Below are 12747 nucleotides of genomic sequence, written 5' to 3'. Positions count from 1 at the left end.
CTGAACGTTAACGTTTTCTCACGTGAAGGTTTGGCCGAACCCTCGGCAGCCCCCGTACAGCACACAGATTCGAACAAGGGACACAGGACGTGGCAGCACCTCAGAATTACTTGGCCGTCATCAAGGTCGTCGGCATCGGCGGCGGCGGCGTCAACGCCGTCAACCGGATGATCGAGGTCGGGCTCCGCGGCGTGGAGTTCATCGCCATCAACACGGACGCCCAGGCGCTGCTGATGAGTGACGCGGACGTCAAGCTCGACGTCGGGCGCGAGCTCACCCGCGGCCTCGGCGCAGGAGCGGACCCCGAGGTGGGCCGGCGCGCCGCCGAGGACCACTCCGAGGAGATCGAGGAAGTCCTGCGGGGAGCGGACATGGTCTTCGTGACCGCCGGAGAAGGCGGCGGCACCGGGACCGGCGGCGCGCCCGTGGTCGCACGCATCGCGCGTTCGCTGGGCGCGCTGACGATCGGCGTCGTCACCCGCCCCTTCACGTTCGAGGGGCGCCGCCGGTCCAATCAGGCCGAGAGCGGCATCGACACCCTCCGCGAGGAGGTCGACACGCTCATCGTCATCCCGAACGACCGCCTGCTGTCCATCAGCGACCGCAACGTCTCCATGCTGGACGCGTTCCGCTCTGCGGACCAGGTGCTGCTCTCCGGTGTCCAGGGCATCACCGACCTCATCACCACGCCGGGCCTGATCAACCTCGACTTCGCCGACGTCAAGTCCGTGATGCAGGGCGCCGGTTCGGCGCTCATGGGCATCGGTTCCGCACGCGGCGAGGACCGGGCCGTCAAGGCAGCGGAACTGGCCATCGCGTCGCCGCTCCTCGAGGCATCGATCGACGGCGCGCACGGCGTCCTGCTGTCCATCCAGGGTGGCTCGGATCTCGGCCTGTTCGAGATCAACGAAGCCGCCCGCCTGGTCCAGGAGGTCGCGCACCCCGAGGCGAACATCATCTTCGGTGCCGTGATCGACGACGCGCTCGGCGACGAGGCACGCGTGACCGTCATCGCGGCCGGGTTCGACCAGGTCGATGCCACCTCGCAGCCCGCGGCAGCGGCGGCACCCGCGTCGCGGCCGACCGTCGCACCGAGCGTCGGCGGCGACCACCAGCGCGTCCCCGCCACAGCAGGCCTCGGCGCCTGGTCGCAGCAGCGCGCGCAGAACGTCCAGGCCGTGCCCGCCGACTCGGGCTTCGACGTGGACCTCCCCGCGATCGTGGAGCCCGACCTGTCCGCAGGCCGCTCCGACGACCTCGACGTGCCCGACTTCCTGAAGTAGTCGGTGCACGCACCCGCGCATCCCGGACTGGCCTCCCCGTTCCACTGGAGCGCCGAGGCCCGTCCGGGACTCCGCGTCGCCTTCACGAGCGCTGCGGCGGGCAACCTCGCGCTCCACGTCGGGGACGACGCGGACGGTGTGCGGGCGAACCGCCGCCGGCTCGAGGCATCGATGGGCGTGGCCGGGGGATCCCTCCGCTTCATGAGCCAGACCCACTCGGACCGCGTCGCCGTGCTCGATGACGGCCCCGCGCCCGGTACCGTGCTCGGCGACGTGCACCGAGGCTCCGATCCGGACGTCGCCCCCTGGGTTCCCGACGCCGACGGCATCGTCTCCCGGACCGGTCTCCATCCGCTCGCGGTCCTCGTGGCCGACTGCGTGCCCGTCGTCCTCGCGGACGCCTCCATCGCCGAGGGCGGCACGGGCGCGACGGCTGTCGTGCATGCCGGCCGTGCCGGCGTCGGCAACGGGATCGTCACGAATGCCGTGCGCACACTGGTGCGTGCCGGCGCACGGGACCTCGCCGCATGGATCGGTCCCTCGGTGTGCGGTTCCTGCTACGAGGTCCCGGAGGACATGATGCGCGCCCTGGCCGACACCCTTCCCGAGGCCGCGGCGCGGACCCGCACGGGGACTCCTGCCCTCGACCTGCCCGCCGCGGTCCGCCGCCAGCTCGAGGACGCCGGCGTGGTCGTCGGACGGGTCACCGGGAGCGGCTCCGCCTGCACGCTCGAGAACACCGGGCTGTTCTCCCATCGCCGCGAGCCGGGCGCCGGCCGCATCGCCGGCCTGGTGTGGCGCACGTGACCCCCGACGAAGGAACCGGACCGGTCGGAGGTGCCGGGGGACCCGGGCGTACGGCCCGTGCCCGTGAGCTCGAAGTGCGCCTCGATGCCGTCCGCTCGCGCATCGCCGCTGCATCCGCGGGCCGGACGCAACCTGACCTGATCGTGGTCACCAAGTACTTCCCGGCGTCCGACGTGCGGATCCTCGCGGACCTCGGGGTGACCGACGTCGGTGAGAACCGCGACCAGGAGGCCGCGGCGAAGGCTGCGGAGCTCGGGGACCTCGCCCTGCGCTGGCACTTCATCGGACAGGCGCAGACCAACAAGGCGAAATCGGTGGTCCGCTACGCGCACAGCATCCACTCGGTGGATCGCACCGCGCTGGTCGGCGCACTCGGGAAGGCGATGGCCGCCGAGCAGGCGCGGCGGGATGCAGCCGGCCTGCCCGGCCGCCCCGACCTCGACTGCTTCCTCCAGTTCACGCTCGACGGCGCGGACCAGCCCGGAGGCGAGCCCGGAGGCCGGACGGGTGGCCGCGGCGGGGCGCTCCCGGCCGAGGCGGGCGACCTGGCACGCGCCGTCATCGCCGCATCGGGCCTGCGCCTCGCCGGCGTCATGGGCGTGGCTCCGATCGGAGCGGACCCCGCGGACGCGTTCGCCCGGCTCCTGCGGATCAGCGGGACGATACGTTCCGTGGAACCGTCCGCAGCGGCCGTCTCCGCCGGCATGAGCGGGGACCTCGAGGCGGCCGTCGCGGCCGGCGCGACACACCTGAGGATCGGCTCTGATGTGCTCGGTCCCCGTCCGGCCGTGGGGTAGCGTCTGAAGCTAGAACGGCGGCACGGTGTGCTGCCGGGCGTGGCGCACGCGGCACGCCGTCCGACCCCATCAATCCACTCACTCAGAACAGGAGTCACCATGGCTGGCGCACTGCGCAAGACGATGATCTACCTTGGGCTCGCCGATGGTGATGAGCACTACGAGCCCGAAACGAAAAGCGCGCGCAGCAGGAACGAGGACTACTCAGTGGATTACGACCGCGACGAACGCCACCTCGAGCCCGCTCCCGCGCCCACCCGGGTCGCTCCCGCCGAGGAGTACCGCGCACCCGTGACACCCATCAAGCGGGCACCGTCGTCGCGTGAGGACTCCGCGGCGCTGCGCCAGATCACCACCATCCACCCGCGCTCGTACAACGATGCCAAGCTCATCGGCGAGAGCTTCCGCGACGGCATCCCGGTGATCATGAACGTCACGGACATGGGCGAATCCGATGCCAAGCGGCTCGTCGACTTCTCGGCCGGCCTCGTCTTCGGCCTGCACGGCAGCATCGAACGGGTCACCAATAAGGTGTTCCTGCTGTCGCCGTCGTATATTGAAGTCCTCGGCGAGGACCTGAAGGCAAGCGAAGCACAGACCAGCTTCTTCAACCAGAGCTGACCGGCGCGGCCGCCACGGCCGCAGCGGACCCTCCGATGGCCCGAAGGACTGGAACTTCTCCGTGAGTTTGGTATTCGCCCTGATCTACCTGGTACTGATGCTGTTCCAGCTCGCCCTGATCCTGCGGATCATCTACGACGCCGTGCAGGGCTTCGCGCGTGACTGGCGTCCCCAGAAACTCGCCCTCGTGGTCGCCTCGGGCGTGTACTCCGCGACGGACCCGCCCATCAAGGCGCTCCGCCGGCTGATCCCCCCGCTGCGCCTGGGCGGGGTGCAGCTCGACCTCGCGTTCCTGGTGCTCTTCATCGTCGTGCTGATCCTGATGTCCGTGTCGGCGGGACTCGCAACCTAGCGTCCGAGTCCGTTTCGTGATGCAGTTCCAGAAGATATACGCTGATTCACAGTTCGACGTGAGTCCCGTGTTCATGTCCACAATTCGGTACCACAGCCATGCCCACCTCCCGGTGGGAGGCTCTATCAGTATGAGGTGACCAGATGGCTTTGACGCCAGAAGACGTTGTCAACAAGAGGTTCCAGCCGACGAAGTTCCGGGAGGGCTACGACCAGGACGAGGTGGACGACTTCCTCGACGAGATCGTCGTCGAGCTCCGCCGCCTGAACTCGGAGAACGAGGAACTGCGCCGCCGGTCCGCCGGAGGCTCGACCGACACGTCGTCCGACACCTCATCGAACACTTCATCGGACACCTCGCAGACGGCCGTCCCCGCCCCGGTCGCCGCCAGCACCCACACCGAGAAGGCCGGCGACAAGTCCTCGGTGAAGGCAGCGGAGGCTGTCGCGGACGTCGAGGAGCCCACCCCGGCGCCCGCCGCCCCCGCGGCCGCCGGTTCCTCTGCCGAGTCCGCGGCCGGCGTGCTCGCCATGGCGCAGCGCCTGCACGACGAGTACGTCAACGCCGGTGTCGAACAGCGCGACAAGATCATCGCCGAGGCGCAGATCGAGGCCAGCGGCCTCGTCAACGACGCCCAGGAGAAGAGCCGCAAGACCCTCGGGGACCTCGAGGAGCAGAAGACGGTGCTCGAGCGCAAGGTCGAGCAGCTGCGCGGCTTCGAGCGCGACTACCGCGCCCGCCTGAAGGCCTACATCGAGGGTCAGCTCCGCGACCTGGACGCCCGCGGCTCGCTCGCGTCCGACGCCTCGGCCTCCTAGCAGGACGCCCGGCCCGACCGCGAGTCGGGCAGGCAGAAGGGCCGGTTGCCGGGGTGTGATCCCCGGCGGCCGGCCCTTCCGCCGTTCCAGCCACCGCGTACCGTGGTGGACACACCAGCGAGTAGACCTTGGACGCACCGTGAACGAGCACCAGCCACCCGATCCCGCCCCCGCCGGGGACCCTGCCCACGCCCGGAGGCTCCCCGTGCAGTACGGCGCGGTCATGCTGCTGTGCACCCTCGTGGCCTACACCCTCGACCAGCTCACCAAGTGGTGGGTCGTCGCGACGATGAGCGAGGGGCAGGTCACCCCGGTCCTGCCGCCCCTGCTCCACTGGCGCTTCATCCGCAACCCCGGCGCCGCCTTCTCCATCGGCACCGACTACACGTGGGTGTTCACGATCGTGATGGTCGTCGTCGCCGTCGCCATCGTGCTGCAGGTGCGCAAGGTCGCATCGTGGGGTTGGGCCGTGGCCCTCGGGCTCGTCCTCGGCGGCGCCCTCGGCAACCTCACCGACCGGCTCTTCCGGGAACCGTCCTTCGGCCAGGGCCACGTGGTGGACTTCATCGCCCTGCCCAACTTCGCCATCTTCAACATCGCCGACTCCGCCGTCGTGAGCGGGGTGGTGCTCATCTGCATCCTGACCCTGCGCGGCATCGGCATGGACGGCGAACGCAGCACCGACGAGCAGTCCGCTGCCCCGGGCGACGACGCGCGTCCGACAGGTGGGGAGCGGGGCGACGATGACCGCTGAGCACCAGCGGCTCGCGGTTCCCGACCCGGAGTCCGGGAGCCGCGTCGACGCCGCCCTCGCCCGGCTGCTCGACGTCTCCCGCTCGGCGGTGGCCCAGTGGTGCGCCGACGGCCGGGTGCTGCGCGGCGGTGCACCCCTCGCCAAGTCGGACCGCGTACACGCCGGTGACGTCCTCGCCGTCGACGTCCCGGACCCCGGGGACAAGCACCGCATCATCCCCGAGGCCGTCGACGGCATGGGGATCCTGCTCGACGACGAGGACTTCGTCGTCGTCGACAAGCCCGTGGGCGTTGCCGCTCACCCGTCGCCGGGCTGGGTCGGCCCGACCGTCGTCGGCGCCCTCGCGGCCGCCGGCTACCGCATCTCGACGTCCGGCGCGCCCGAGCGCGTGGGGATCGTCCACCGGCTCGACGTCGGTACCTCGGGGGCGATGGTGGTCGCCAAGACCGAGCCCGCCTACACGGCCCTCAAGCGCGCCTTCAAGGAGCGCACGGTCGACAAGGTCTACCACGCGGTGGTGCAGGGGCTGCCCGAGCCGCTCAAAGGCACCATCGACGCACCCATCGGGCGCCATCCCCACCACGAGTGGCGCTTCGCCGTCATGGAGGGCGGCCGCGACTCCGTGACGCACTACGAGGTGCTCGAGGCCTTCGGGCGGGCGAGCCTCGTGGAGGTGCACCTCGAGACCGGCAGGACCCACCAGATCCGCGTGCACTTCTCCGCGCTGCGCCACCCCTGCGCCGGCGACCTCACCTATGGGGCCGATCCCCGGCTCGCCGCCGAGCTCGGCCTCACGCGGCAGTGGCTCCATGCCCACCGCCTGGGCTTCGCGCACCCGCGCACGAACGAGCCCGTCAGCGTCACCAGTCCCTACCCGGTGGACCTTGCGTACGCGGTCACGGCGCTCTCCCGCGGCCTCGTCTGAGCCGTCCGACCGCCCTCGCCCGACACGCCGGACACGCCGGACGGCTCCGGTCCGACCCGCCCGACGGGGTTCGTCCGACACGCCGGTCCGACCTCGGACGGGGGCACGGGCGGCCGCCGGAGGGGTAGGGCAGCACTAGACTTGGCGGGTGGCTACTCCTGCATCGACAGACTCGTTCGTCCATCTCCACAACCACACCGAGTACTCGATGCTCGATGGTGCGGCCCGACTGACGGACCTGTTCAGCCACACCGAGGAACTCGGGATGAAGGCCCTGGCGACGACGGACCACGGCTTCGTGTTCGGTGCGTTCGACTTCTGGAGCAAGGCCAGGAGCGCCGGGATCAAGCCGATCATCGGCGTGGAGGCGTACCTCACCCCGGGAACCGCGCGCGGCGACCGCACGCGCGTGCAGTGGGGCGGCGGCGGGCGTGACGACGTCTCCGGTGCCGGCGCCTACACCCACATGACACTGTGGTCCGAGACCACCGAGGGCATGCACAACCTCTTCCGCATGTCCTCGCTGGCCTCCCTCGAGGGCTACCTGTACAAGCCCCGCATGGACCGTGACCTCCTGCAGACCTACGGCAAGGGCCTGATCGCGACGACCGGCTGCCCGTCCGGCGAGGTGCAGACAAAGCTCCGGCTCGGCCTCTACGACGAGGCGCGGCAGGCGGCGTCGGACTTCCGTGACATCTTCGGCGCGGAGAACTACTTCTGCGAGCTCATGGATCACGGCCTCGACATCGAGCGCAACGTCAAGGCCGACCTCATCCGGCTCGCCAAGGAGCTCGGCCTGCCGCTCGTGGCCACCAACGACCTGCACTACACGCACGCCGAGGACTCCAAGGCCCACGCCGCGCTGCTCTGCGTGCAGTCCGGCTCCACCCTGGCCGATCCGAAGCGGTTCAAGTTCGACGCCGACGAGTTCTACCTCAAGTCGCCCGCCGAGATGCGCGCCATCTTCCGCGACTACCCGGAGGCCTGCGACAACACGCTGCTCATCGCCGAGCGGTGCGACGTCGAGTTCAACACCAAGGCCAACTACATGCCGCGGTTCCCGGTCCCCGAGGGTGAGAACGAGCAGTCCTGGTTCGTGAAGGAGGTCGAGACGGGCCTGCAGTACCGGTACCCGGGCGGTGTGCCCGACGACGTCCGGAAGCAGGCGGAGTTCGAGGTCGGCGTCATCACGCAGATGGGCTTCCCGGGCTACTTCCTCGTCGTCGCCGACTTCATCAACTGGGCCAAGAACAACGGTATCCGCGTCGGACCCGGCCGCGGTTCCGGCGCCGGGTCGATGGTGGCGTACGCCATGCGCATCACCGACCTCGACCCGCTCAAGCACGGGCTGATCTTCGAGCGCTTCCTCAACCCCGAGCGCGTGTCCATGCCCGACTTCGACGTCGACTTCGATGATCGCCGCCGCTCCGAGGTCATCCGCTACGTGACGGAGAAGTACGGCGACGAGCGCGTGGCCATGATCGTCACCTACGGCACCATCAAGGCCAAGCAGGCCCTCAAGGACTCCTCGCGCGTCATGGGCTACCCGTTCTCCACCGGGGAGCGCCTCACGAAGGCCATGCCACCGGACGTCATGGGCAAGGGCCTCGCCCTGGCGGACGTGCACAACAAGGACGCCAAGCGGTACTCGGAGGCGGAGGAGCTGCGCGAGCTCCTGAAGACCGACGCGGACTCCGAGAAGGTCTTCGAGACGGCCCTCGGACTCGAGGGACTGAAGCGCCAGTGGGGCGTGCACGCGGCCGGTGTCATCATGTCCTCGGACCCGCTGATCGACATCATCCCGATCATGCGCCGCGAGCAGGACGGCCAGATCATCACGCAGTTCGACTACCCCACCTGTGAGGGCCTCGGCCTGATCAAGATGGACTTCCTCGGCCTGCGGAACCTGACGATCATCACGGACGCCGTCGAGAACATCAAGGCCAACAAGGACACCGACCTCGTCCTCGAAGACCTCGAACTCGACGACAAGGAGTCCTACGAGCTGCTGGCGCGCGGCGACACCCTCGGCGTCTTCCAGCTCGACGGCGGGCCCATGCGATCCCTGCTGAAGCTCATGCGCCCCGACAACTTCGAGGACATCTCAGCCGTCCTCGCGCTGTACCGGCCGGGTCCCATGGGCGTGAACTCGCACACCAACTACGCCCTGCGCAAGAACGGCCTGCAGGACATCGAGCCGATCCACCCCGAGCTCGAGGGTCCGCTCGAGGAGATCCTCGGCGGGACGTACGGCCTGATCGTCTACCAGGAGCAGGTGATGAGCGCCGCGCAGAAGCTGGCGAACTTCACGCTCGGCCAGGCGGACATGCTGCGCCGCGCCATGGGCAAGAAGAAGAAGTCGGAGCTGGACAAGCAGCAGGCGGACTTCTTCGCGGGCATGAAGGCCAACGGGTACTCCCAGGCCGCGATGGACAAGCTGTGGATCGTGCTGGAGTCCTTCTCGGACTACGCGTTCAACAAGGCCCACACCGCCGCCTACGGCCTCGTGTCCTACTGGACGGCGTACCTGAAGGCGCACTACCCCGCCGAGTACATGGCAGCCCTCCTCACCAGCGTCGGCGACGACAAGGACAAGCTGGCCATCTACCTCAACGAGTGCCGCCGCATGGGCATCACGGTGCTCCCGCCGGACGTCAACGAGTCCAGCGTGAACTTCACCCCGGTCGGCAAGGACATCCGCTTCGGCATGGGCGCCATCCGCAACGTGGGCGCGAACGTCGTCGGGGCCATGGTGGGTGCGCGCGAGGAGAAGGGCGCGTTCACCTCGTTCAGCGACTTCCTGCAGAAGGTCCCCGCCGTCGTCTGCAACAAGCGCACCATCGAATCGCTCATCAAGGCCGGTGCGTTCGACTCGCTCCGGCATCCGCGACGGGCGCTGGTGATGATCCACGAGGAGGCCGTGGACTCCGTGATCGTGTTGAAGCGCAACGAGGCGGCGAACCAGTTCGACCTCTTCAGCGCGTTCGACGACGCGGGAGGCTCCGTGGGCGGCCTGTCCGTCGAGGTGCCGGACCTGCCCGAGTGGGACAAGAAGGACAAGCTGTCCTTCGAACGCGACATGCTCGGCCTCTACGTCTCGGACCACCCGCTGCAGGGGCTCGAGGGCATCCTCGGCCAGCACGCCGACTCGTCCATCCCGTCGATCATCAGCGAGGAGGGTCCGGCGGACGGCGCGATCGTCACGATCGCCGGCATGATCACGTCCCTGCAGCGTCGGATCGCGAAGAACAGCGGCAATGCCTACGCGCGGGCGGAGGTCGAGGACCTCTCCGGCTCCATGGAGGTCATGTTCTTCGGCCAGGTCTACGGGCCCATCTCCGCGGTGCTCGCGGAGGACCTGATCGTGGTGGTCCGCGGGCGATTGCAGCGGCGCGACGACGGCGCCGTGATGCTCAACGCCCAGGAACTGACGGTCCCCGACCTCAGCGAGGGGCACTCAGGCCCCGTGGTCATCTCGATGCTGCAGCACAAGGCCACGGAGACGGCGGTGACGGCCCTCGGCGACGTCCTGCGGACCCACCCCGGGACCAGCGAGGTACTCATCCGGCTCAACGGCTCACGCAAGGTCGAGGTGATGAAGCTCGGCGTCGACCTGCGGGTCAACCCGACGCCGGGGCTCTTCGGTGACCTGAAGGTGCTGCTCGGGCCCGCCTGCCTCGACGCCTGACGGGACCCGGCGCGGTCCTCCGACCCGTCGGCTCAGATGACGTAGTCGGTGGCCGCCGGCGTCCCGTAGCTCCCGCCGTGGTAGAGCAGCGGCGCCCCGTCGGGACCGATGCTGCCCGTCACCACCTCGGCGACGACGACCGCGTTGTTCTCGAAGGACAGGCGCATGCTGATCCGGCCCACGAGCCAGCCGGCCACGTCCCTCAGGATCGGCACGCCCTCCGGGCCCGGCTCCCAGTGGTCGCCGGTGAACCGGTCCCTCGTCCGGGCGAACCGGTCGGCGAGCCCCTCGTTCTCCGTGCTGAGCATGTGGACGCCCACGAAGTTCGTGTTCGCGACCGCGGGCCACGAGGAGGACGTCCTCGCCATGTTGAAGGTGAAGCGCGGGGGGTCCGCGGACAGCGAGGCCACCGAGGTGGCGGTGAAGCCGTAGGGGACGCCCTGGTACGTCGCCGTGAGGATGGACACGCCCGCAGCGTGGCGCCGGAAGACCTCCCGGAAGGACTCACCGTGCAGCGGGGGAGGCGGGAGCCGGCCTTCCGGTGCGGTGCTGGGATTGGTCACGGGTTCCTCCGGGAGGTCTCGGCAGCAGCATGATCAGCAGCATGGGCAGCATGGGCGGCAGGGTGGCAGAAGGATGAGCAACAGGACCGGCGGCGCGTACCGCAGCCGCGGACCCCTCCACCCTAGGCGCGGTCCCCGGGTGCCGGAGGGTTTGTTAATGTAGAAGTCATGCGCGCCAGCCAGCAGTCGGACACCGGATCGAGCAAGTATCCGCCGCCGGTCTACGCCGTCGCCGAGGACAGGCGGGCCGTGCCCCCGGCCGGCGTCCTCTGGTGGCTCGGCTCCACGATCCTGCTCGGCGCCGTCCTCGGGGCCGCATGGTGGCTCCTCGCTCCGACGGGCCGCCTCTTCGGCGACCCGGAGGTCACCGCGGACTGGGTGCTGCGGGACCTCACCCTCGCCGGGCTGGAACTCGCCGCGGGCATCGCCGTCGGCACCGTGGTCGCGCTCCGGCTGACCCTGCCGGGCGTCGTTCCCCGCATCGCGGCGGCGGTAGGGGGATCGATCCTCGGCTCCCTGCTGGCCCTCGGGGTCGGCGAGGGCCTCGCCTTCCTCCTCGGACCCCACGGACGGGACGGGGTGCCCGGCTCCTTCTTCATGCTGCAGTCCTACGGCGCCCTGGCGATCTGGCCCGGGGTCGCGGCGATCATCATCTTCGTCACGGCCCTCGTCGGGCTCGCCCGCCGCCGGACCTGACCTCCCATCCGGGTAGCCCCGTGTCCGTGCCCGCCCTGCGCCGGTGCGGCTCCCGGTAGACTTCGCGGGTGACTTCAGCGCCCGAGACCTCCTCCTTCGTCAGCTTCCGGACCATCGACCTGCGCGGCCGCGCGCTGTCCCCCCGTGAGCTGCGCGAGGCCATGCCGCGGGCCGCGGGCAGCGCGTCGTCCTCGGGGGCCGCCGTGCAGGCCATCATCGACGACGTCCGTACCCGCGGCTTCGACGCGCTGAGCGATCTCGCCCGGCGGTTCGACGGCGTGGAGCAGGACCACCCGCGCGTGCCCGCCGAGGTCATCGCTGCGGCCGTGGCGGGACTCGACGGCGACGTGCGCGCCGCGCTCGAGGAGGCCATCCGGCGGGCCCGGGTCTTCGCCCGGGCGCAGGTGCCCGCCGACGTGCAGGTGGACATCGCCGACGGCGCCCGCCTCACCCACAAGTGGGTCGCCGTGGACCGCGTCGGGCTCTACGTGCCCGGCGGGCTCGCCGTCTATCCGTCGTCCGTGGTGATGAACGTGGTCCCGGCGCAGGCCGCCGGTGTCGGGTCCATCGCCCTCGCGTCCCCGCCGCAGAAGGAGTTCGGCGGCTGGCCGCACCCCGCGATCCTCGCGGCGGCCTCCATGCTGGGCATCACCGAGGTGTACGCCATGGGCGGGGCGCAGGCCGTCGCGGCTCTCGCGCACGGCGTCCCCGACAGTGCGGGGCCCGGCACGGGGATCGATCCGGTGACCGTCATCACCGGGCCGGGCAACGTCTTCGTGGCGACGGCCAAACGCCTGGTCCGCGGGCAGGTGGGTATCGACTCCGAAGCCGGCACCACCGAGATCGCCGTCCTGGCCGACGCGACTGCTGACGCCGACCTCGTGGCGGCCGACCTCGTCAGCCAGGCCGAGCACGACCCCCAGGCGGCGTCGGTGCTGGTGACCGATTCCGAGGACCTCGCGCGCGCCGTGGTCGCAGCGCTGCAGGTGCGCGCGGCCGCCACCCGCCACGCCGACCGGGTGCGGACGGCCCTCTCCGGCCCGCAGTCCGGGGTGATCCTCGTCGAGGACGTCGACCACGGCATCGCCGTGTGTGACGCCTACGCGGCGGAGCACCTGGAGATCCAGACGGCCGACGCCGGCGCGGTGGCGGCGCGGATCCGCAACGCGGGCGCCATCTTCGTCGGCGCGTACAGCCCCGTCAGTCTCGGCGACTACTGCGCCGGGTCCAACCACGTGCTGCCGACCGGCGGCACCGCGTCCTTCGCCTCCGGCCTCAACGTCACCACGTTCCTGCGCGCCGTGCAGCTCGTGGACTACGACCGCGCGGCGCTGGCCGACGTGTCCTCCTCGATCCTCGCCCTGTCCGCCGCCGAGAATCTCCCCGCACACGGCGAGGCCGTCTCGGCCCGCTTCGCGGGGCCGACCTCCTGATCGCCTCCTT

12 protein-coding genes are annotated in these 12747 nt (G+C 70.2%); 11 read left to right on the top strand and 1 reads right to left on the bottom strand.

The features are described 5' to 3' along the window. The first annotated feature begins 89 nt into the window (after positions 1-89). The 9 genes from ftsZ (at position 90) to dnaE (ending at position 10045) form a co-directional block, all read left to right on the top strand. Positions 90-1283 carry a cell division protein FtsZ gene (gene ftsZ / locus AC4D2C_RS14135; RefSeq protein WP_490906398.1) on the top strand — a complete coding sequence of 398 codons (1194 nt, stop codon included), beginning with the start codon at positions 90-92 and terminating at the stop codon, positions 1281-1283. Between the two features lie 3 nt (positions 1284-1286). After that, positions 1287-2090 (top strand): purine nucleoside phosphorylase YfiH/LACC1 family protein, encoded by an 804-nt coding sequence (locus AC4D2C_RS14130; RefSeq protein WP_490915496.1) that lies wholly within the window; start codon positions 1287-1289, stop codon positions 2088-2090. After that, positions 2087-2887 carry a YggS family pyridoxal phosphate enzyme gene (locus tag AC4D2C_RS14125; protein WP_490915495.1) on the top strand — a complete coding sequence of 267 codons (801 nt, stop codon included), beginning with the start codon at positions 2087-2089 and terminating at the stop codon, positions 2885-2887. Before AC4D2C_RS14130 ends, AC4D2C_RS14125 begins: the two co-directional genes overlap by 4 nt. 99 nt (positions 2888-2986) lie before the next feature. Next, a complete protein-coding gene (locus AC4D2C_RS14120; RefSeq protein ID WP_490915494.1) occupies positions 2987-3508 on the top strand; it encodes a cell division protein SepF in 522 nt (173 codons plus the stop codon). 61 nt (positions 3509-3569) lie between these two features. Continuing rightward, a complete protein-coding gene (locus tag AC4D2C_RS14115; RefSeq protein WP_334209475.1) occupies positions 3570-3860 on the top strand; it encodes a YggT family protein in 291 nt (96 codons plus the stop codon). 143 nt (positions 3861-4003) lie between these two features. Further along, positions 4004-4678, top strand: a complete 675-nt coding sequence (locus AC4D2C_RS14110) for a DivIVA domain-containing protein (protein ID WP_490915493.1) — start codon at positions 4004-4006, stop codon at positions 4676-4678. Between the two features lie 205 nt (positions 4679-4883). Next, the gene (lspA, locus tag AC4D2C_RS14105; RefSeq protein ID WP_490915552.1) at positions 4884-5432 is read left to right on the top strand and encodes a signal peptidase II; all 549 of its coding nucleotides are present in this window, start codon (positions 4884-4886) and stop codon (positions 5430-5432) included. Next, positions 5422-6357, top strand: coding sequence for an RluA family pseudouridine synthase (locus AC4D2C_RS14100; protein ID WP_490915492.1), 936 nt, complete (start codon positions 5422-5424; stop codon positions 6355-6357). The genes lspA and AC4D2C_RS14100 overlap by 11 nt, the downstream gene beginning before the upstream one ends. A 148-nt stretch (positions 6358-6505) precedes the next feature. Next, complete coding sequence (dnaE, locus tag AC4D2C_RS14095) at positions 6506-10045, top strand: DNA polymerase III subunit alpha (protein ID WP_490915491.1); 3540 nt, start codon at positions 6506-6508, stop codon at positions 10043-10045. Between the two features lie 32 nt (positions 10046-10077). Here the strand turns inward: dnaE and AC4D2C_RS14090 are convergent, their stop codons facing one another. Then, entirely contained in the window at positions 10078-10608 is a 531-nt protein-coding gene (locus AC4D2C_RS14090) for a flavin reductase family protein (RefSeq protein WP_490915490.1), read from the bottom strand. Between the two features lie 168 nt (positions 10609-10776). Between AC4D2C_RS14090 and AC4D2C_RS14085 the strand changes: the two genes are divergently transcribed. Continuing rightward, on the top strand, positions 10777-11304 hold the full coding sequence (locus AC4D2C_RS14085; RefSeq protein ID WP_490915489.1) for a hypothetical protein: 528 nt from the start codon (positions 10777-10779) through the stop codon (positions 11302-11304). A gap of 68 nt (positions 11305-11372) precedes the next feature. Then, positions 11373-12737 (top strand): histidinol dehydrogenase, encoded by a 1365-nt coding sequence (gene hisD, locus AC4D2C_RS14080; protein ID WP_490915488.1) that lies wholly within the window; start codon positions 11373-11375, stop codon positions 12735-12737. Positions 12738-12747 lie beyond the last annotated feature (10 nt).

Source organism: Arthrobacter sp. TJ-240 (assembly GCF_058269195.1).
This window is presented reverse-complemented; position numbering and strand designations above follow the sequence as displayed.

Coding starts and splice junctions, on each gene's coding strand:
- AC4D2C_RS14100 (WP_490915492.1), top strand. CDS start 5,422: ATGACCGCTGAGCACCAGCGGCTCGCGGTTCCCGACCCGGAGTCCGGG.
- AC4D2C_RS14085 (WP_490915489.1), top strand. CDS start 10,777: ATGCGCGCCAGCCAGCAGTCGGACACCGGATCGAGCAAGTATCCGCCG.
- AC4D2C_RS14110 (WP_490915493.1), top strand. CDS start 4,004: ATGGCTTTGACGCCAGAAGACGTTGTCAACAAGAGGTTCCAGCCGACG.
- AC4D2C_RS14120 (WP_490915494.1), top strand. CDS start 2,987: ATGGCTGGCGCACTGCGCAAGACGATGATCTACCTTGGGCTCGCCGAT.